We start from the raw sequence: 22,109 nt of genomic DNA, 5'->3' as shown, positions 1-22,109 counted from the left end.
CCGATGACAGCCGCGCGGTCGTCGCGTCCGGGCACCCCGGCAGAGCACGATCAGACGTATGGAAGCCATCGAGGTAACCGGACTTCGTAAGACATACGGCGGGCAGGACGCGGTCGCGGGCATCGATCTCGTCGTCGCCCGCGGCGAGATCTTCTCCCTGCTCGGCCCGAACGGCGCGGGCAAGACCACCACCGTCGAGATCCTCGAGGGGCACCGCCGCCGGACCGCCGGTGACGTGCGGGTCCTCGGGGAGGACCCGGGGACGGCCGGCTCGGCGTGGCGCACCCGGATCGGCATCGTACTGCAGGACGCCGACGACGCGGCCGACCTGACGGTGCACGAGATGGTCAAGCACATCGGCGGGTTCTACCCGGACCCGCGCACCGCCGACGAGGTGATCGAGCTGGTCGGGCTCAGCGCCAAGCGGAACAGCAAGATCCGTACCCTCTCCGGTGGCCAGCGCCGCCGCGTCGACGTGGCCCTCGGCATCGTCGGCCGCCCCGAGCTGCTCTTCCTCGACGAGCCGACCACCGGTTTCGACCCGGAGGCGCGCCGCCAGTTCTGGGACCTGATCCGCACACTCGCCGGCGACGGCACCACGATCGTGCTGACCACCCACTACCTGGACGAGGCGGAGGCGCTCGCCGACCGGCTCGCCGTCGTGTCGGCCGGCCGGATCGTCGCCGAGGGCACCCCGGCGACCCTGGGCGGGCGGGGCGCCGCCGAGGCCCGGGTGAGCTGGACCGAGAACGGCGCCACCCGGGTCGAGGAGGTCACCGACCCCAGCGATCTGATCCGTCACCTGGTGGCGTCCGGCGCCGACCTGAGGACCCTCACGGTCACCCGCCCGACCCTCGAGGACACCTACCTGAGCCTGATCGGAGCCACCCGATGATCGCCATGAGCCTGAGCCGTGGCCACGTGGAGCTGCTCCAGTTCCTGCGGGACCGGACCGCGGTGATCTTCACCTTCTTCTTCCCGGCGCTGCTCCTGCTGCTGTTCGGCACCATCTTCGGCAGCGAGTCGACCGACGACGGGGTGGCGGTCAGCCGGATCTTCACGGCCAGCATGATCGCCTACGGCATCCTGAACACGGCTTTCGTGACGATGGGGTCCGGGCTGGCGATGGACCGTGAGGACGGGACGCTCAAGCGCCTCCGCGGCACACCGATGCCGGCTTCGGCGTACCTCATCGGTAAGGGTCTTCTGGTCTTCGCCCTGAGCGTGGCCGAGGTCGCCTTCCTGATCCTGATGGGCGTCGTGGTCTTCGACATGCCGCTGCCGCCGGCCGACCACTGGGTGACCTTCGCGTGGATCTTCGTGCTGTCCACGGTCGCCTGTTCGCTGCTCGGCATCGCGGTCAGCGGCCTGGTCAAGAACGCCCGCAACGCCGGCGCCATCCTGAACGTGCCGGTGGTGGCGCTGCAGTTCGTCTCCGGCGTGTTCATCCACCCGATGAGCCAGCTCCCCGACTGGCTGGAGAACGTCGCGTCGATCTTCCCGGTCCGCTGGATGGCGCAGGGCTTCCGCTACGTCTTCCTGCCCGACGAGGCGAAGGCGACCGAGATCGGGGGCGCGTGGAACCTCGGCATGGTGGCCGTGGTGCTCGGTGTGTGGTGTGTGATCGGATTGGTGCTGTGCCTGGTGACGTTCCGCTGGAGCGGTCGCGACAAATGAGCGAGTCGCAGTCCTCCTACTGGCTGTGGGAGCTGTTCTTCGGGGTGACCGTGCTGGCGGTCGCCGTCGCGATGGTCATCGTGGATGGATTCGAGCCCTGGCGGCGAGCGGTTGCGCTCGCCGCCATCGGCGCGATGCTGCTGCTGCACCTGCTCGTCGCCCGTCGGCTGATCGCGCGCGACGCGGAGAACACCGCGGCGCTGCTGACCCTGCTCACCCAGCTCGTCCTCTTCGGTGTCGCGATCTGGGCCGTCCCGCTCGCCACCTGGCTGATGTTCGCGGTCATCCCGGTGATCTTCCAGATGGTGGCCGTCCGGCTCGCCGTCGCCCTGGTGGTGGTGGCCAACCTGATCCCGGTCGGGGCGGAGCTCCGCAACGATCCCGGCGGTCTCGGCATGGACCTGGTGGTCGCCGCCATCTCCACCGGCGCCGGCATCTGCATCGGCCTGTGGATCCTCAAGACCCTGCGCGAGAGCGAGCAGCGCGCCACCCTCATCACCGAGTTGGAGGCGAGCCGCGCCGAGGTGGCCCGGCTCTCCCACGAGGCCGGCGTCGCCGCCGAGCGGACCCGCCTGGCCGGCGAGATCCACGACACCCTCGCCCAGGGCTTCACCAGCATCATCACCCTGGTCCAGGCGGCCGACCCGGGCCTGCGCGACGAGCGGCTGGCGCTCGCCGTGCGTACCGCACGGGAGAATCTCGCGGAATCCCGGGCCCTGGTCGCGGCCCTCTCACCGATCGCGTTGGCTGACGCTTCCTTACCCGAGGCGGTACGCCGTAGTGCCGCCCGATTCACGGAAGAGGCGGGTGTGCCCGCGTCCGTCCGTATCACCGGCACCGAATGCACCCTGCCCACCCGGGTGGAGGTGGTGCTGTTGCGGGCGGCGCAGGAGGCCCTGACGAACGCACGGCGCCACGCCGGGGCGCGGGAGGTCGCGCTGTTGCTCGCCTACGCGCCCGCCTCGGTGCGGTTGGTGGTCCGCGACGACGGTCGTGGTTTCCCTCTCGGCGCCGCCGAGGGGTTCGGGCTCTCCGGGATGCGCAACCGGGCATCGCAGGTCGACGGCATCCTGACCGTCCACAGCAACGCCGACACCGGCACCACCATCGAGTTGGAGATCCCCACGTGATCCGCACCCTACGCGTCTTCCGGTCCACTCCGGCGGTGTCCGCGTGATCCGCATCCTGCTCGTCGACGATCATCCCGTGGTGCGGATGGGGCTGCGCGGGATGCTCGACGCCGAGCCCGATCTGACCGTCGTCGGGGAGGCCTCCTCGGGCGCCGAGGGCTTCGACCAGGCCCTCGCTCTCACCCCCGACATCGTGCTGATGGACCTGCGGATGCCCGGCGGCGACGGCGTCGAGGCCACCGGCCGGATCCTCGCCGCCGCCCCCGGTGTCCGGGTGATGGTGCTGACCACCTACGAGTCGGACCGGGACATCCTGCGCGCCATCGAGGCCGGCGCCTCCGGATATCTGCTGAAGGACGCCTCCCCGCGGGAGTTGGCCGACGCGGTCCGGGCCGCCGCCCGTGGCGAGACGGTGCTGGCGCCGAGCGTGGCGACGACCATCGTGCGCCAGATGCGCAGTCCGGCCCCGCCGGGCCTCTCGGCGCGAGAGACTGAGGTGCTGCGTCTGGTCGCGCGCGGACTCACCAACGCCGACATCGGCAGGCAGTTGTTCATCAGCGAGGCGACGGTCAAGACGCACCTCCTCCGCGTCTTCAACAAGCTCGACGTGGCCGACCGTACCGCCGCTGTCACCACCGCCATGCGCCATGGAATCATCTGACACACCGTTAATCAGAATTCGTCTCATAAGGCCTGAATCGGGCAGCTAGATTACGGACGGCGCGTCCCTGTCTACGCAGCTCAGCCCTTGCGCGCCCGGCCTGAGGAGACGACATGCGCCCACGACGATCCCATCGGATGAAGCAGGCCGGAGTGCCGTTCCGCCTGTGGGCGCCGGCCCGCTTCCGCGCTGCCGTCTCCTTCGTCGTCGCCGCCGCGATCACCCCGTTGACCGTGATGATCCCGGCGACCCCCGCGCATGCGGTAGCCGGCGAGATCATCGTCGAAGCGGACATCGAGGACGCCGAGGACGGCATCTTCACCTTCGAGGTCAAGCGGCTCGGCCCGACCACCGGCATGGGCTCGGCGACCGTCACGTTCGACTCCGTCGGCGCGGCGAACTCGGACTTCCGCGCCGCCACGCCCGGCACCGACTACAAAGAGCCGGCCGTCAAGACGCTGACCTTCGCCGAGAGCACCCGGGACGTCATCAAGCGGGTCACCTTCACCGGCATCGTCGACCCCAACGACGAGTACGACGAACGGTTCGCGATGCGGTTGTTCGCCGCCAACGGCTCCACGATCACCGAGGCGTGGGGCACGATGATGGACAACGACGACCCGCCCACGTACAAGGTCGACCCGGTCACGGTCAACGAGACGGCGACCACGGCCACGGTCACCGGCACGCTCTCCGCCTTCTCCGACAAGCCGGTCTCGATCCCGTACCGGACGGTCGACGACACCGCGACAGCCGGCGAGGACTACACGGCCAAGAGCGGCATGCTCGACTTCACGATCGGCCAGGCCACCGCCACCGTCGACGTCACACTCACCCCGGACGACCGGGACGAGGGCGCCAGCGAGAAGTTCAAACTCGACACCACCGGCACCGGGACCACCGCGACCAACGCGACACCCAGTCTCACCGCGTCGGAGCTGACCGCCGACGTGACGATCACCGACGACGACGCCCCGTCGGTGATCTCCATCGGCAACGCGCCGTCGGTCCGTGAGGGAGACACGCTGCGCTTCCCGGTCACCCTCGACAAGCCGTCCAACCTGTCCGTCACGGCGAAGGCCAACACCAGCGGCACCGCGACGGGCACCACCGACTACACCACCCTCACCGACGAGGTCGTCACCATCGCGCCGGGCGCCACCACCGGGACCGTGTCGGTGCCCACGGTCAGCGACGGGAACAACGCCGAGACCGAGAACGTCACGGTCACCCTGAGCGATCCGGGGAACGCGACCCTGGGCACCCCCGCCGGCACCGGGAACATCGTCGACTCGGTCGTCACCGTGACACCGGTGGAGACGCTCGACGAGACCGAGCACACCCAGCACTTCGACATCACGCTCGCCAACGCCGCCGCCGCGCCGGTCCAGATCGGCTACGCGGTGGCCGCGGGCTCCGCCACCGCCACCGCCGACTTCGACACCGACTCCGGCACGCTCACCTACGCCGCCGGTGAGACGACCAAACGGATCGCCGTGCCGATTCACGCGGACACCGTGCACGAGGCCGGTGGCGAGACCTTCACCATCACGCTCACCAACGCGGGCGGCGAGGTCACCGGCGGTATCGGGACGACCACCCACACGATCCTCGACGACGACAATCTGCCGACCCTGTCGACGCTGACCACGAGCATCGCGCGGCCCGAGGACGACGGCGACAACACGGCTACGTTCGTTGCCGGCATCAGCAACGCGAGCAGCCAGGACATCACCCTGAACATCTCGGCGGTCGACACCACCGACATCAGCCAGGGCGGCGCCGGTTTCGGCAAGGACGACTACGACTTCCCGTCGACGGTGACCATCCTGGCCGGCAGCACGACCGCGAACGTCGCCGTCACCGTCCACGGCGACGACGTCTACGAGACCGACGAGACCGCCACGATCACCGCCACCGTCCCGGGTGGCGAGACCGACGCGGCCGCCGGCTCTCTCGACGGCACGCTGACGCTGGAGAACGACGACGAGATCCCGGTCATCACCCTGAACTCGATCACCCGCGCCGAGGGCCTGGCGACCGCCGCGATCAGCGCGACCGTCGCCGGGAAGGCCGAGGCGACCATCCCCTACACCGTGACCACAGCGGCCGGCACCTCGGAGGGGACGGACGGCATCGACGACTTCGATCCCGCCCTCCTGGTCGACGGCGACATCGACCCGGGCGAGACCACCCTCGCTCTCGGCACCGTCGACGTCAAGGCGGACGACGTCGACGACGACAGCGACTCGTTCGACATCACGGTCACCCCGACCACCTTGGTGACGGCCAAGACCGCCACCGTCACCATCGCCGACGAGAGCACCGACCTGCCGCCGCGCGTGGTCGGCACCGCTTCGCGCACGATCGGCGAGGAGGAGGGCAGCGTCACCGTTCCGGTGACCCTCGACTTCCCCGGGGTGACGGGGCAGACCGCCGACTCCACCGACAAGACGATCACCGTCAACTACGCGACCGCCAACGGCACCGCGATCGCCGGCACCGACTACACGACGACCTCCACACCGGCGCTCAGTTTCGTCGAACCAGCCGTCGCGGACGCCTCGTCGCTCACACAGGACATCACCGTCCCGATTCTCGACGACTCGGCCTTCGAGGTCGATGAGACCTTCACCGTGGCGCTGACCAGCACCGCCACCGTCGTGACAGGCACCACGACGGTGACCATCGAGGACGAGCCGGACCCCAAGCCGACCTTCAGCGTCACCGCGGACCACCCGATGGCCGAGACCGGGACGGCGACTTTCGAGATCGAGCTGAGCGAGCCGGCGTCGGCCGACACCGACTTCGACGTGACCGTCGTCGACGGCAGCGCCACCGCGGCCGCGGGAACCGTGGGCGGCGACGACTACGACCTGCCGGCCAGTGGCACGGTGACCGTCCCCAAGGACGAGACCACGGCGGTGATCGAGTTCGCGGTCAAGCCCGACGACGTCTACGAGGGCGACGAGACCGTCGATCTCACCATCGAGCCGGCCGTCAGCGCGGACAACATCCAGGCGGCCACGGAGAACCGCACGCTGACGATCACCGACGGCGATGCGGTGCCGACGATCACCCTCAACGCCCCGACCACGGTGGAGGGCGGCTCGGCGGTCGACATCCAGGGAACGCCGAGCATCGCGACCGAGGTCCCCCTGACCTACAACGTCACCCTCGCCGGTGACGCGACCGGCGGCAACAACGCGGCGGAGGTCCAGGACTTCACCGAGGGCGCGCTCACCGAGACCATTCCGGCCGGCACCGCGGCCGGGGTGCCGGTGACCCTTCAGACGGTCACCCTCGAAGAGGACGACATCGACGAGTACCTGGAGACCATCAAGGTCACCGCCACGAATGTCTCGCCGACCGGGCCGTCTCCGGTGGAGGCGCTCTACCGGATCACCGACGATCCGAACGACCTGACGCCGCGGATCCGGATCGTGAACCCCAATCCGCCGTTGACCGTCGCCGAGGGCGACGGTTCACTGACCGTTCCGTTCGAGTTGACCTGGGACGGCCTGGCGAACAACGATGCCGCCTCCACCGACCTGCCCATCACCGCGAACTACGCGACCACCCCGGACACGGCGGAGACCTCCGGCGACTATTCCGCCGCCCCGGGGCAGCTGGCGTTCGCCCCCGGCGTCACCACCGACGACTTCGCCGTCACGATCGCCGACGACTCTGTCTTCGAGGTGGACGAGCAGTTCAAGGTGACGCTGTCCGATGTGACCGCGGGCAGTGGCATCCTCACCCCCGAGACGGCCGTCACGATCGCCGACGACGATCAGACCCAGCGGCCGGTGGCCACCGTGAACGACACCACAGTCGCGGAGAGCGGCACGGCCGCCATCACGGTGAATCTCTCCCAGCCGGCGGTGGCCGAGGTGACCCTGGGCGTGACCGTGAACGACGATTCAGCGGTCGACGCCGGTGCCGGGGCGGGCAGCAACGACTTCAACGCACCTTCGGCGACGGTCACGGTGGCCAAGGGCGCCAGCACCGGAACGATCAACATCCCGATCAACACCGACACGGTTTACGAAGGCGACCAGCGGTTCTCCGTCACGGTGGATCCGGGCAGCGAGACGAACGTGCTGCCGGGGACGGACAGCGCCTGGGTGACGGTCACCGAGGACGACCCGGTGCCGGAACTGACCTTCAACGATGTCGTCCTCGATGAGACCGCGGCCGACCTGCCGGTCACCGTCACGACCGACCGTGCCGTCGAGGACGACATGGATTTCACGGTCACCGTTGACGGGAGTGCGCTGAACTCCGACGCGGCCGACGGCGCCAATGGCTCTGACGACGTCACCACGTCGATCTCGACGTTCACGATTCCCGCCGGAACGGCAGCCGGTCTGCTGTCCGTCGGGACTCTCGTGCCGGTCGCCGACGACGCCGACGAGTACACCGAGCAGGTCGTGCTGACGTTCGAGAACGACACGGTGACCGCCGAACCGGACGTCCTCGCGTACTACAAGATCGTCGACGATCCGAACGACATGACCCCGCAGATCGTCACCACCGGCGCCGGCACGTTCGCCGAGGACGCCGGCGACGCCACCGTCTCGGTCGGTCTGAGCTGGGACGATCTTCCGGCCGCGAACACCGCGGACTCCACCCAGAAGACGATCACCGTCGACTACACGACCGCGGACGGCACGGCGAAGCAGCCCGGTGACTACACCACCACCGACGACACGTTGACCTTCACGGCGGATCCGACGCCGCAGGACATCACCGTGCCGCTGTACGACGACGCGTTCTACGAGGCCACCGAGCAGTTCAAGGTGAATCTCAGCAATGTCGTGGGGGACGAGGCCGGCGACGACCTGATCGCCGATCCGGAGACGTCGGTGCAGATCACCGACGACGACAGCGGTGTCAAGCCGACCTATACGGTGACGGCTCCGGTGAACCCGGTCGGTGAGGGCCAGACCGCCACGTTCACGGTCGATCTCACGTCGGACGCGGTCTCCGACATCACGTTCGACGTCAGCCTGGCCGCCGGTGGGGTGGCGCCGAGCGCACTCGCCGCCGACTACACCCTGCCGCTCGCCACGGTGACGGTGGACAAGGACACCGCGAGCAAGACCTTCACGGTCGATGTCGAGGACGATGCGCTTTACGAGGGTCAGGAGACCGCGACCGTCGTCGTGGAGCCGGCCGTCAGCGAGACCGACGTGCAGGCCGGCACCGAATCGGACGGTGCCGAGCATGCCGACCTGGTGCTCGCCGACGCCGACCAGATCCCGGCCATCACCCTCGAACCGGTGCTCGGCACGGTCGAGGGCGCCGACATCACGCTGACCGCGAAGCCCGACGGGGTCGCCGAGCGGGCCATGAGCTACTCGATCGCCCTCGTCGGCGCCGGCGACGACGCGGCCGAATCGACCGCCGACTTCGACGCCACGACCTTGATCAAGACCATTCCGGGTGGGACCGCGATCGGCGACGAGGTGGACTTCGGGCCGATCCCGACCGAGACCGACACCGCCGACGAGTACGTCGAGACGATCCAGGCGACCGCGACCAACACCACCTACCCGTCGGCGGACCCGGTCGTGCAGACCTTCGACATCGACGACGACCCGAACGACCTGACGCCGGAGATCACCACGGCGGGGACTGTCCCGGTGGGTGAGGAGGACGGTGACGCGACGGTTCCGGTGACGTTGAGCTGGGCCGGGCTGCCCGGCAACAACGACGCCGACTCGACGGAGAAGGAGATCACGGTCGACTTCACCACGGCGGACGACACGGCGAAGCAGCCGGCCGACTACGCGACCACCGCCGCCACGTTGACGTTCCCGGCGAATGATCTGACGCCGCAGGACGTCGTGGTGCCGTTGGAGGACGACGGGTTCTTCGAGGCCACCGAGCAGTTCACGGTGAACCTCAGCAACGCCAGTGACGCCACGGCGATCGCTGATCCGCAGACGTCGGTGGTGATCACCGATGACGACTCCGGGAACATGCCCGGCTACACGGTGACGGGGCCGGCGAATCCGGTCGGTGAGGGTGACGCCGCCGAGTTCACGGTGACGATGGAGGCGGACGCGGTCTCCCCGATCACCTTCGATGTGACGGTCGTCGCCGGTGGGGTGGCGCCGAGCGCTCTCGCTGCCGACTACGACCTGCCGACCGCCACGGTGACGGTGCCGCAGGGCGCCGACTCGGAGACGTTCACCCTCGACGTGCTGGACGACGATCTCTATGAGGGTGAGGAGACCGCGACCGTCGTCGTGAAGCCGGCCTCGAACGAGACCGACGTGAAGGCCGGCACCGAGTCAGACGGCGGCGAACACGCCGCCCTGGCGCTCGCCGACGCCGACCCGATCCCGACCATCAGCCTCGAACCGGTGCTGGACGCCGCCGAGGGGGACACCCTCACGGTGGTCGGCAAGCCGAGCGGGGCAGCCGAGCGCGCCATGGAGTACACGGTCGCTATCGCGGGTGCGGGAACCCATCCGGCCACGGCCACCGACGACTTCACCGCCACACCGGCCACGGTGACCGTCGACGCGGGGACGGCGGCTCTCACGCCGGTCGACTTCCTCGAGGTCGATCTGGCCGCCGACGACGCCGACGAGTATGTCGAGACGATCGAGGTCACCGCGACCAACGACACGTACACGGCGGCGGATCCCGTCGTGCAGACCTACGACATCGCCGACGACGAGTTCGACATGACACCGGAGCTGGTCGCGGGCGGCCCGCAGACGGTGGGGGAGAGCACCGCGAGCGTCGACGTCCCGGTGTCCCTCAGCTGGGCGGGCCTCTCCGGGGCCGGCAACACGGCGACCTCCACCCAGAAGACGATCACGGTGAAGTGGGCGACCGAGGACGGGACCGCCGTCAATCCCGGCGACTACGTGACCGCCTGGGACACGATGACGTTCGAGCCCGGCGACCCGCTCAGCCAGAACGCGTCGGTGGACATCGCCACCGGCGACACCGTCTACGAGGCGGACGAGACGTTCACGGTCGAGCTGTCGGAGGCGACCGGCGACAGCAGCATCGCCACCGCGGAGTCGGTGGTGACCATCGATGACGACGACGACGCCAACAAGCCGACCTACTCGGTGTCCGCGCAGACCGCGACCGAGAGCGAGTCCGCGAACTTCACCGTGACCCTGACCAGCCCGGCCGTCTCCGACATCACCTTCGACGTGAGCGTGGGCGACACCGGCGCGGTCGTTCCACTGGCCGGAACCGACGACTACACCCTGAACAGCGCCACGGTCACCGTGGCGAAGGGCACCACGAGCGAGCCGTTCAGCGTCGCGCTGGACGCCGACGATCTCTACGAGGGCGACGAGCACGCCACCGTGATCGTGGAGCCGGCCACCGGCGAGGTCGATGTGAAACCCGGCTCCGAGACCGGTGGTGTCGAGCTGGGGGCCCTGACGATCAGCGATCAGGACACCGTGCCGACGGTCACCCTGAACACCGTCGCCGACGGTGCCGAGGGCGGCTCGATCGTCGTGACCGCGACTCCGGACGGCGTCGCCGAACGGGACATGGCCTACTCCCTGACCCTGGCGGGCACGGGCGCGGACCCGGCAGAGGCGGGCGATTTCACCGACAGCTCCGCGACGGCGACGATTCCCGCCGGCTCTCCGGCGGGAGCTCCGGTCACGTTCCGGTCGATCCCGGTCACCGCCGACGTGATCGACGAGAACACCGAGACGATCACGGTCACGGCGACCAACACCAGCCATACGACGGACCCGGTGTCGTCGACGTACGCCATCGTCGACGCCGCGAACAACAAGTCGCCGAACATCGTGGCGACCACGCCGTCCGCCGTGAACGAGAACGCGGGCACCGCCCTCGTGCCCGTCGCGCTCGACTTCACCGGCGTCTCCGGCAACGTCGCGACCTCGACCGAGAAGACCATCACGGTCGACTTCGAGACCGTGGAGGGCACGGCGAAGGCCGATACCGACTACTCCGCGCTGGACGACACCCTGACGTTCAGCCCGTGGAACACCCCGAAGGTCATCACCGTCCCGCTGATCGGCGATGACGCGTACGAGCTGACCGAGCAGTTCACGGTCCGGCTCTCCAACCCGTCCGGGGACAGCGCGATCACCTCCGCGGACACGGTCGTCGACATCGCCGACACCGACGCCAAGCCGACGTTCGGCGTCACGGCGAGTCGCACGGTGACCGAGGGGCAGAGCGCCTCGTACACCGTGACGCTGGGTTCTCCGGCGGCCGACGACGTCACCCTGAACGCGGCGATCGTCGACGTCACCACCACCGACGGCGGCTCCGGCGCGGGCAAGGACGACTACACGGCGCCCACGAACCCGGTGACCATCCTGAAGGGACAGACCACCGCGACGTTCAGCGTTCCGGTCACCGATGACCCGGCTTACGAGGGCCAGGAGACCGCGACGGTACGGGTGACGCTCGGCGTGAACGAGACCGAGGCGATCGGTGGCCCCGCCGACGGAACACTGACGATCACCGACGGCGACCCGGTGCCGACGATCGCCCTGACCGGTGTCGAGGGTGCCGAGGGCGCCCCGGTGTCGGTGGTGGCCCGTCCGTCCGGAGCCGCCGAGCACGACATGTCCTACACGCTCACCGCCGCCGGCGACGCGACCGCCGGCAACGACGCCGCCGAGGCGGGTGACTGGACGAACAACCTGACCACGGCCACCGTCCCGGCCGGGACCGAGGCGAACACCCCGGTCGACTTCGGATCGATCCCGCTGCTCTCCGACACCGCCGACGAGGTCGTCGAGACGATCAAGCTGACCGCGCACAACTCGACGGTGACCACGCCGAACGTCTCCGCCCTCTACCGCATCACCGACGACCCGCTGGACAAGGCTCCGTCGGTGGCGCTCGGCTCGGTCTCGGTCACCGAGGGAGCCGGCGCGGCCGAGGTGCCGGTGTCGCTGACCTTCGGCGGCGACAACGCGGCCACCTCGACGGAGCGGCCGGTGTCGGTCACCTATCAGATCCTGGCGGGCAGCACGTCGGCCGGCGATCGGGGCACGCCCACCAGCGCGAACCCGCTGGTCATCGCGGCCGGGGCGTCCGGCGGCGTGATCCGGGTCCCCGTCGTCGACGACGCGGAGGGCGAGACGGACGAGACGTTCCGCGTGCGGGCGACCGCGGTCACGCCCTCGGACGCCACGATCACCACCGACATCGGGACCGTCGTCATCGTCGACAACGACGGGGGTACGACACCGGGCACACCGACGACGCCGGGCACGCCCACAGCACCGTCCTTCTCGGCCGCGGACGTGGCCGTCGCCGAGACCGCCTCCAGCGCCACCGTCACCGTCTCGTTGAGCGCCGCCGCGCCCGCGGACGTCGATCTCACCGTCGCGGCCAAGGACGGCACCGCGACTGACGCGGTCGCCGGTCCCGGCGGCGACGACTACGACCTCCCGCCCACGTCGCTCACCATCGCGAAGGGTGCCCGGTCCGGTCAGATCACCGTGCCGCTGCGCCCGGATCAGGTGTACGAGGGCGACGAGACCGCCCAGCTCACGATCGCGCTGGCCAACGGTGAGACGGACGCGACCGGCGCGGCCCGGCAGGTGAACCTGACGATCACCGACGACGACGCGAAGCCGGCGGTGGCCGTGCAGGCGAGCACCGCCGCCGAGGGGGAGAACGTCACCGTCTCGGCGGTCGTCACCGGTGTCGCCCAGCGGGACTTCACCATCGCGGCCCCGACCGTCACCCCGGGCGGCGGCGGGGGCGACCCGATCGAGGAGAACGAGTTCGACTTCTCCTCCGACGACGCCGTGGTGACCGGTGGCAGCGCGAGCGGGTCGACCGTCGAGCTGGGCACGATCCAGTTCTCCGACGACACCGTGGACGAGGACACCGAGACGCTGTCGGTGAACCTCCCCCAGAGCGGGCCGGCGACCCGCGGCGTGAGCAGCACGGTCTTCAAGCTCACCGACGACCCGGACGATGTCGCGCCGACGGTGACGATCACCGACGAGGACACCCCGGAGAGCGCCGCCTCGGTCAGCCTGGAGGTGTCGCTGGAGTTCAGCGGCGACACCACCGGCACCGAGCGGAAGATCACCGTGCCGTGGCGGACGATCGCCGGCTCGGCGAAGGCCGGTGAGGACTTCACCATGTCCTCCGGCACGGTGACCCTGGGCACGTCCACCACCAGCGCCACCGTCTCGGTGCCGCTGCTCAAGGACGATCAGAAGGAGACCGACCAGACCTTCAGCGTCTACCTGAGCGGGGTCACGCCGGTCGATGTGACGATCACCAAGCCCAAGGGCGTCGTCACCATCGACGACGATGACAAGGCGAAGGCGCCGACGCTCTCCGCGCCGGGGACGGTCACCGGGAGCGGGCGGGTGACGATCGCCGGTGTGGCCAGTGCGGGCTCGGCCGTGCAGTTGCTCACCGCGCCCGGCACGTCCGGCGGCGAGTTCAAGGTGGTCCTCAGCACGACGGCCGACAAGGACGGGAAGTTCTCGTTCAACCCCAACTTCACCGGCGGGTACCGGCTGATGGTCAAGGCCGACAACATGACGTCGCCGGTCCGTACCGTCCAGGTCCGTCAGGAGCCCACGATCGCGCTCGTCTCGAACGCCCGCGGGACCGTGGTGGCGACGGTGACCGGTGATCCGGCCCGTGGTGGGCAGGACGTGAAGGTGCAGCAGCTGGTGGGCCGCAAGTGGGAGACGGTCGCGTCCGGTGACCTGAACAAGAGCGGCAAGTTCACCACCACCGAGAAGGGACTGCGCGCCGGTAACCACTCGTTCCGCGCGGTCATCGCGGCCTCGCCGTCGCTGGGCATCCTGGGCGGCACGTCACCGGCGAAACAGGTCAAGGTGAAGTGATCGACGGTTGTCGACAGTGGAGGGCGGCCCAGCGGGCCGCCCTCCGCCGTTTAGACATGATGTGAAGGTTTTTATACCCAAAAACGCGTTCCGCCGATAACGGTGCGATACGCCGGTTAGATTACGGATGGCTCGGCCTCACACTGGATCTCGTAATCCCGGTGTCTGCGCTGCTGAGGGCCGGTTTCACCACCGCCCCCACCGCCCCGTTCCGGTGCGGTACCCGAACAGGCAAACCCGTCGCGAGGCGGGGACGCAAAGCCAGGGGCCTCCCCGCTGGAGGTTGCCCAGCCGCCGAAGGAGACAGAAAGACATGCACTATCACACCCGCCGTACGGGGTCGGGCGGTTCCGTGCCCTTCGCCCTGCGCGGCCAGAATTCGGTGCGAACGGTCTTGTCGGCCGCCGTCGCCGGCGTCGTGGGCCTCGCACCCGTCGTGTTCGTGGCGTCGCCCGCCGCGGCGATCGTCGCTCCGAAGTACTCGATCACCACCTCGTCGGCACCGATCGTCGAGACGGCCACCACCACCGTCGTCGGCAGTTCGACCACGACGACTCAGAAGAAGGCCACGGTCTATGTGAACCTCTCGGCGCCCGCCGAGGAGGAGACGGCCGTCACGCTGACGATCGACACCACCGAGGGATCGGGTGGTACGGCGCTCGGCGCGGCGAACACCAACGTGAACCGGGACTTCACCTGGCCGCCGGCGGATGGGGCGGTCGTCGTCATCCCGGCCGGCGAGCAGAGCGGCTCCCTCGACATCGAGCTGTACGACGACAAGCTCGACGAGGACGCGACCCAGAACTTCGTGGTCAAGGTGGACGGCACCGTTCCCGAGCTTCTGCCGCTGACTACGGCGGCCAGCTCGACGAGGGTCTACATCGCGGACGACGACGCCACCCCGACCGTGTCGATCGGCGATGCCGGCGACGCCACCGAGGGCACCACGGAGATGTCCGACGACGGTAACGACCTGGTCTTCCCGCTGACCCTCAGTGGTCGCTCGGAGAAGGCCGTCACGGTCGAGCTGAGCACCGCGAACGGGGTGACCTCCGGCGACAGCTACGGCGCCACGGGCGCTCTCGTGGCAGCGGCGGGAGTCGACTACATCACTCTCAACAAGTCGGTCGTGACCATTCCGAAGTACGCGGTCTCGGCTGTCGCCGTGGTGGACGTGAAGCCCGACGAGGTCGTCGAGGCGAGCCCGGAGAAGCTCACCGCCACGATCGCCAACCCGACGAACGCGACGCTGGGCACGCCCGTCACCGGCACCGGCAACATCGTCGACGACGAGACCGCGCCGAGCGTGAAGCTCTCGCTGGACCCGCTGCCCACGTACGAGACGGCCGCGTTGACCACCTTCAACCCGGAGGGCAACTCCGGGGAGACGGCGAAGACCATCAATGTGAAGCTGGATGGCACGTCGACCATTCCGGTGCGGCTCAACTACGAGTTCGTCAACGCCGGCACCTACCCGGCGACCAACGGCAAGGACTACAAGGGCGCCAGTGGCTCGGTGACCATCGCGCCGGGACAGACGACCGCCACCATTCCGGTGTCGTTCCTCGGTGACACGATCTTCGAGCCGGGCGACAACGACGACTGGATCGGCGAGACCTTCGGGATCGTGCTGACCAGCCCGAACGGTTCGGTGAACGTCGGTAACCTGGGCGCCGCGAACGCGACGCAGTTCTTCATCGCCGACGACGACACCGGGCCGGTCACCTTCGCGGCCGGCAACGTCGAGGTGCAGGAGGGCAGCAGCGGCACCACCGTCGCCAAGGTTCCGGTCACCCTCAGCGCCCCGCTCGACATCGACACCTCTCTCTCCGCCACGGTTACCGGCATCTCGGCCGACCCGGACGGCGTCAACGAGGGTGACACCGCGGGCCGCAACGACTACGACCCGCCCACCGCGGGCACGGTGACCATCAAGGCCGGCGAGACCGTCGGCTATGTCGAGGTCGTCGTCAACGGCGACACGGTCTTCGAGAAGAACGAGACGCTGACCGTCGGCATCGGCATCGGCACGGCCGACGCCGTCCGGGTGAGCTCGACCGCGGCCCCGGGCACCACGCACACCTCGCTGGTGACCATCGCCAACGACGACGCCGCGCCGACGCTGACGTTCAGCGAGGTCGCCGCGCCGGAGGGTGGTCTCGTCCGGGTCGGTGGCACGATCACCGGAATCGCCCAGGACGCGTACACCATCTCGCTGACGACCGCGGCCAGCGGATCCGCGACCGCGGACGCCGCCGGCACCATCGAGGCGGTCCCGGCCACGCCGGGTGTCGACTACGAGACCACGACGATCGCCGACTTCACGGTGCCGCGTGGCAAGTCCGGCACGGTGGTCGTCTCGGAGCGCAGCAGCACCAACCTCGGGTCGATCTACCTGCTTCCGGACGACATCGACGAGCCGACCGAGACGTTCACGGTGACGGCGACCGAGAAGGGCACCACTCTGGTCGGCTTCGCCAAGTCGACCGGCATGTTCCGGATCACCGACGACCCGTCGGACCTGCCGCCGGCCGCGTCCCTCCAGGACGAGTCGATCGGTGAGTGGGAGCAGTCGGTCGACGTCGACGTCGACGTCATCCCGAACGGCGAGGCGACCTCGACCACCCAGACCATCAAGATCCCGTACAAGACGGTGGACGGGACGGCGAAGGCGGGCGAGGACTACGTCAAGACCGAGGGCGTCCTGGAGATCAAGCCGGGCGACACCCCGAAGATCAACGTCAAGATCATCAACGACAAGTGGGCCGAGGACAACGAGACCTTCGAGGTCCGCTTCGGCAGCCCGATCTCGCCGGTCGGCGCCTCGGTGGTCAAGAGCACCGGTGAAGTGATCATCAAGTCCGACGACAAGACCGACCCGGTCAAGCCGTCGCTCAGCGTCACCGGCCCGGCCAAGGGTGTGGGCGGCGCGACCATCAGCGGCAAGGCCGCGCCGAACGCCACGGTCGAGCTGTGGGGTGCGATGCTGCCGGAGACCGACCCGGCCAAGGGCAAGTGGCTGGCCGAGGTCAAGTCCGACGACGAGGGCTGGTTCAAGTTCCCGTCGCGGTCGCTGAGCCAGGGCTGGGTGTTCGCGGTCCAGGCGACGGACATGCTCTCGTCGCCGGTGACGGTCAAGGTGACCCAGAACCCGTCGTTCTCGGCGAGCTCCACCAAGGGCAAGCTGAACGTCTCGGTGGCGGGCAACCCGAAGGCGGCCGGCCAGGCCGTCACGGTGCAGCGCTACACCGGTGGCAAGTGGGTGACCCTCGGCAGCAAGGGCATGACCGGCTCCACCGGGGCGTACAAGAAGTCCTGGAGCTTCAAGTCGAAGACCAAGCTGACGCTGCGGGTCCAGGTGGGCGGTGACAGCTCGCTCGGCATCAACAGCGGCTGGTCCGCCCAGAAGAAGATCACCATCAAGTAAGCCGTAGCAGACGAGACGGGGGCGGCCATCCGGCCGCCCCCGTTCCGTGTGTGTCAGTCCACTTCGGCGACGGCCTGGGCGAACTGCGCGGAATAGAGCCGGGCGTACGCCCCACCGGTCGCGATCAGCGAGTCGTGGGTGCCCTGCTCGACGATCGACCCGTTCTCCATCACCAGGATCACGTCGGCGTCACGGATCGTGGAGAGCCGGTGCGCGATGACGAAGCTGGTCCGCCCACTGCGCAGGGTCGCCATGGCCCGCTGGATGAGCACCTCGGTACGTGTGTCGACCGAGCTGGTCGCCTCGTCGAGGATCAGGATGCTCGGCTCGGCGAGGAACGCCCGGGCGATGGTGACCAGCTGCTTCTGCCCGGCGCTGACGTTGGACCCCTCCTCGTCGATCGTCGTGTCGTAGCCCTCGGGGAGCATCCGCACGAACCCGTCCACATGAGCCGCCTCGGCCGCCTGCCGAACAAGTTCAGGAGAGGGGGCGGAGGCACCGTACCCGATGTTGTCGGCGATGCTGCCGCCGAACAGCCAGGTGTCCTGCAGCACCATGCCGATCTGCTCGCGCAGCTGCTCCCGCGGCATGGTCGCGATGTCGACGCCGTCGAGCGTGATCCGCCCGCCGGTCACGTCGTAGAACCGCATCAGCAGGTTGACCAGTGTGGTCTTGCCCGCGCCGGTGGGCCCGACGATCGCGACGGTCTGCCCGGGCTCGACGGCCAGGTTGAGTTTCTCGATGAGCGGCTTGTCCGGCAGGTAGCGGAACGACACGTCCTCGAACGCGATCCGGCCGCGCACCCCCTGGAGAGTGACCGGCGCCGGGTCCGGTGACTGCTCGGGCGCGTCGAGCAGGGCGAACACCCGCTCGGCCGAGGCCACGCCGGACTGGACCAGGTTCGCCATGCTGGCCACCTGGGTGAGCGGCTGGCTGAACTGGCGCGAGTACTGGATGAACGCCTGCACCTCGCCGAGGCTCAGCGAGCCGGACGCCACCCGCAGGCCGCCGACCACCGCGACGAGCACGTAGTTGACGTTGCCGATGAACATCATGGCCGGCTGGATCAGCCCGGAGACGAACTGGGCGCGGAAGCTCGACGCGTACAGCTTGTCGTTGTGCTCCTGGAACGTGGCCGCCGCCTCGCCCTGCCGGCCGAAGACCTTGACCAGGGTGTGCCCGGTGAACATCTCCTCGATGTGGCCGTTGAGCTGTCCGGTGACCTTCCACTGGGCGACGAACTGGGGCTGTGACCGCTTGCCGATCACGGTGGTCAGCCAGATCGACAGCGGGACCGTCACCAGCGCGATCAGCGCCAGCAGCGGCGAGATCCAGAACATCATCCCCAGCACGCCGACGATCATCAGCAGGGCTGTCACCAGCTGGGCGAACGTCTGCTGCAGGGTCTGCGCGATGTTGTCGGTGTCGTTGGTGGCGCGGCTGAGCACCTCACCGCGCGCCTGCTGGTCGAAGTAGGACAGCGGGAGCCGGCCCAGTTTGTCCTCCACCTGCTGGCGCAGGTCGTAGACGGCGGCCTGCACGGCGCGGGTGGTGAGCCGGCCCTGCAGCACGCCGAAGACCCAGGCGAACACGTAGATCAGCGCCACCCAGCCGAGCACCTGCGCCAGCCGGTCGAAGTCGATGCCCTGCCCGGGCGTGAAGTCGACGCCGGAGAGCAGGTCGGCCTGGGTGCTCTGGCCGTTGGCGCGCAGGGACTCGATGACCTGGTCCTTGGTGGCGCCGGGCGGGAAGCCGGGCATCCGGCCGATCACGCCGCCGAAGATCACGTCGGTGGCATGTCCGAGAAGGTACGGCCCGAGCACCGACAGGAAGACACCGAAGGCGCCGAAGACCAGCGCGCCGCCGACGACTGCGCGCTGTGGCTTGAGCAGTGCCAGCAGGCGCTTGGTGGACCCCTTGAAGTCCTGCAGTTTCTCCGGTGGCCCACCGGCCATCATCATGCGGGCGGCGGGCGGCCCACCGGGGACCGGGCCGCGACGTTGAGGTGACGTCATCGGGTGCTCGCCTCCTCGACGGTCAGCTGGGACAGGACGATCTCGCGGTACGTCGGGCTGGTCTCCATCAGTTCCTCATGTGTGCCGGTGCCGACGACCCGGCCGTCGTCGAGCACGATGATCCGGTCGGCGTCGCGGATCGTGCTGACCCGCTGCGCCACGATCACCACGGTGGCGTCCGCGATGTGGTCGGTCAGGGCTCCCCGCAGCGCCGCGTCGGTGGCGTAGTCGAGTGCCGAGAACGAGTCGTCGAAGAGGTAGATCTCCGGCCGGTGCACCAGCGTGCGGGCGATCGCCAGGCGCTGCCGCTGACCGCCGGACACATTGGTGCCGCCCTGCGCGATCGGGGCGTCGAGCCGCCCCTCCATCGACTCGACGAACGAGCGGGCCTGCGCGATCTCCAGCGCCTCCCACAGTTGCTCGTCGGTGGCGTCCGGATTGCCGTAGCGCAGGTTGGACGCGATCGTGCCGGTGAACAGGTACGGCCGCTGCGGGACCAGGCCGATCAGCCGGGACAGCAGGCCGGGCTCGATCTCCCGGACGTCCACCCCGTCGACCAGCACCTGTCCCTCGGTGGCGTCGAAGAGCCGGGGGACCAGATTCAGCAGGGTGGTCTTACCGCTGCCGGTGCTCCCGATGATCGCTGTGACCTCATTGGGGCGCGCGGTCAGGCGTACCCCCGAGAGCACACCTGCCTCAGCCCCCGGATAGCGGAAACCGACGTCGCGGAGCTCGAGCTCGCCGTGCCGGGACAGCGTGGTGACCGGCGCCGTGGGCGCCACCACGCTGGACTCGGTGTCCAGCACCTCCTCGATGCGCTCGGCGCAGACCTCGGCGCGCGGCACCATCATGAACATGAAGGTCGCCATCATGATCGACATGAGGATCTGCATCAGGTAGCTGATGAACGCGGTCAGCTCGCCGATCTGCATGCCGTTGCCGTCGATCCGGTGGCCGCCGAACCAGATCACCGCGACGCTGGAGATGTTCACGATCAGCATCACCGTCGGGAACATCAGCGCCATGATCCGGCCGACGCGCAGCGACACGTCGGTCAGCTCGTCGTTGGCGACGCCGTAGCGGGCCCGCTCGTGGTCGTCACGGACGAACGCCCGGATCACCCGGATGCCGGTGATCTGCTCGCGCATCACCTGGTTGACCCGGTCCAGCCGCTCCTGCATGGAGCGGAACAGCGGCCGCATCCTCGCGATGATCAGGCCGATCACGGTGATCAGGATCGGGACGATGACCAGCAGCAGTGAGGAGAGCGGCACGTCCTCGCGCATGGCCAGCACGATGCCGCCGACGCACATGATCGGCGCCGACACCATCAGCGTGAAGGTGAGCAGGACCAGCATCTGGATCTGCTGGACGTCGTTGGTGGTGCGGGTGATCAGTGAGGGCGCGCCGAACTGGCCCACCTCGCGGGCCGAGAAGCCCTGCACCTTGGTGAAGATGGAGGCGCGCAGGTCACGGCCGACGGCCATGGCGGTCCGGGCTCCGAAATACACCGCCACACCCTGCGCGGCGATCTGGAGCACGGTGATGCCCAGCATGCCGGCGCCGACCCGCATCACGTAGCCGGTGTCGCCCTTGACCACGCCGTTGTCGATGATGTCCGCGTTGAGTGCGGGCAGGTAGAGCGTCGCGATCGTCTGCAGGAACTGGAAGAGCACCACCAGGGTGATCTCCGTCCGGTACGGCCGCAGATGCACTTTCAATAGTCTGATCAGCACTTCTGTTCCGTCTCGTCGATGTGAATGCCGTCCAGCAGCAGTGACGCCAGATCCGCGCCGCTGAACGAGTCGGGCTCCCCGTACGGCCCGAAGGTGTTGGCGCCGCAGAACATCAGCAGCAGGTGGGCGGCCCGCTCCGGCGTCACCCGGAGCCGGGCCGCGTCGGGTGCGAAGACGTCGGCGACCGCGGCGCCGATCTTCGCCCGGTTGGCGGCCATCCGGGCGATGGTCTCCGGATCCTGCTCGCCGACCATGATGAGCTTGCGGGCCGCGTGCATGAGGTGAGCCCGCTCGGCGAAACGCCGGTGCACCAGCTCGGCCGCGGCGACCACCCGCTCGCGCAGGGGAGCGGACCGGTCGATCGCGGCCAGCGCGTCGAGGTCGGGTTGCGGGTCGAGTGCCTTGATCACCGAGCAGACCACCAGCTGGCTCTTGCTCTCGAAGACGCCGAAGATGGTGCCCTCGGCCACGCCTGCCGCGCTGGCGATCTGCCGGGTGCTCACCTCCAGGCCGTGCTCGTGCAGCAGCGGGATGGTCGCCTCGATCAGGGCGGCCCGCCGTTCCTCCGGCGCCATCGCCGGGACGCGTCTGCGCCGGTTCTCCATGGCGG

9 protein-coding genes and 1 riboswitch are annotated in these 22,109 nt (G+C 69.0%); of the genes, 6 read left to right on the top strand and 3 right to left on the bottom strand.

Going from position 1 to position 22,109, the window contains the following annotated elements; all coding sequences use genetic code 11:
• Nucleotides 1-58 precede the first annotated feature (58 nt).
• The 6 genes from ACQPZW_RS41160 (at nucleotide 59) to ACQPZW_RS41135 (ending at nucleotide 17,748) form a co-directional block, all read left to right on the top strand.
• On the top strand, nucleotides 59-895 hold the full coding sequence (locus tag ACQPZW_RS41160) for an ABC transporter ATP-binding protein (RefSeq protein WP_433791460.1): 837 nt from the start codon (nucleotides 59-61) through the stop codon (nucleotides 893-895).
• Nucleotides 892-1,677 carry an ABC transporter permease gene (locus ACQPZW_RS41155; RefSeq protein WP_433791459.1) on the top strand — a complete coding sequence of 262 codons (786 nt, stop codon included), beginning with the start codon at nucleotides 892-894 and terminating at the stop codon, nucleotides 1,675-1,677. Before ACQPZW_RS41160 ends, ACQPZW_RS41155 begins: the two co-directional genes overlap by 4 nt.
• Entirely contained in the window at nucleotides 1,674-2,807 is a 1,134-nt protein-coding gene (locus ACQPZW_RS41150) for a sensor histidine kinase (RefSeq protein WP_433791458.1), read from the top strand. The genes ACQPZW_RS41155 and ACQPZW_RS41150 overlap by 4 nt, the downstream gene beginning before the upstream one ends.
• 43 nt (nucleotides 2,808-2,850) lie before the next feature.
• Nucleotides 2,851-3,468, top strand: a complete 618-nt coding sequence (locus ACQPZW_RS41145) for a response regulator (protein WP_433791457.1) — start codon at nucleotides 2,851-2,853, stop codon at nucleotides 3,466-3,468.
• A gap of 113 nt (nucleotides 3,469-3,581) precedes the next feature.
• Nucleotides 3,582-14,321, top strand: coding sequence for a Calx-beta domain-containing protein (locus ACQPZW_RS41140; RefSeq protein ID WP_433791456.1), 10,740 nt, complete (start codon nucleotides 3,582-3,584; stop codon nucleotides 14,319-14,321).
• Between the two features lie 220 nt (nucleotides 14,322-14,541).
• Nucleotides 14,542-14,620: riboswitch (cyclic di-GMP riboswitch) on the top strand.
• An 83-nt stretch (nucleotides 14,621-14,703) separates the two neighbouring features.
• Nucleotides 14,704-17,748 carry a Calx-beta domain-containing protein gene (locus ACQPZW_RS41135; protein ID WP_433791455.1) on the top strand — a complete coding sequence of 1,015 codons (3,045 nt, stop codon included), beginning with the start codon at nucleotides 14,704-14,706 and terminating at the stop codon, nucleotides 17,746-17,748.
• 53 nt (nucleotides 17,749-17,801) lie between these two features.
• On the opposite strand, the gene ACQPZW_RS41130 is transcribed toward ACQPZW_RS41135, so the two are convergent.
• The 3 genes from ACQPZW_RS41130 to ACQPZW_RS41120 are packed head-to-tail and all read right to left on the bottom strand — an operon-like array spanning nucleotide 17,802 to nucleotide 22,104.
• A complete protein-coding gene (locus ACQPZW_RS41130; RefSeq protein ID WP_433791454.1) occupies nucleotides 17,802-19,763 on the bottom strand; it encodes an ABC transporter ATP-binding protein in 1,962 nt (653 codons plus the stop codon).
• On the bottom strand, nucleotides 19,760-21,499 hold the full coding sequence (locus ACQPZW_RS41125; RefSeq protein WP_433791453.1) for an ABC transporter ATP-binding protein: 1,740 nt from the start codon (nucleotides 21,497-21,499) through the stop codon (nucleotides 19,760-19,762). The genes ACQPZW_RS41130 and ACQPZW_RS41125 overlap by 4 nt, the downstream gene beginning before the upstream one ends.
• Nucleotides 21,493-22,104, bottom strand: a complete 612-nt coding sequence (locus ACQPZW_RS41120; RefSeq protein WP_433791452.1) for a TetR/AcrR family transcriptional regulator — start codon at nucleotides 22,102-22,104, stop codon at nucleotides 21,493-21,495. The genes ACQPZW_RS41125 and ACQPZW_RS41120 overlap by 7 nt, the downstream gene beginning before the upstream one ends.
• Nucleotides 22,105-22,109: the final 5 nt, after the last annotated feature.

It is taken from the genome of Actinoplanes sp. CA-252034 (genome assembly GCF_050956125.1).
Classification (GTDB): domain Bacteria; phylum Actinomycetota; class Actinomycetes; order Mycobacteriales; family Micromonosporaceae; genus Actinoplanes.
The sequence above is the reverse complement of the archived record's forward strand: the minus strand, read 5'-3'. Positions and strand labels throughout refer to the sequence as shown.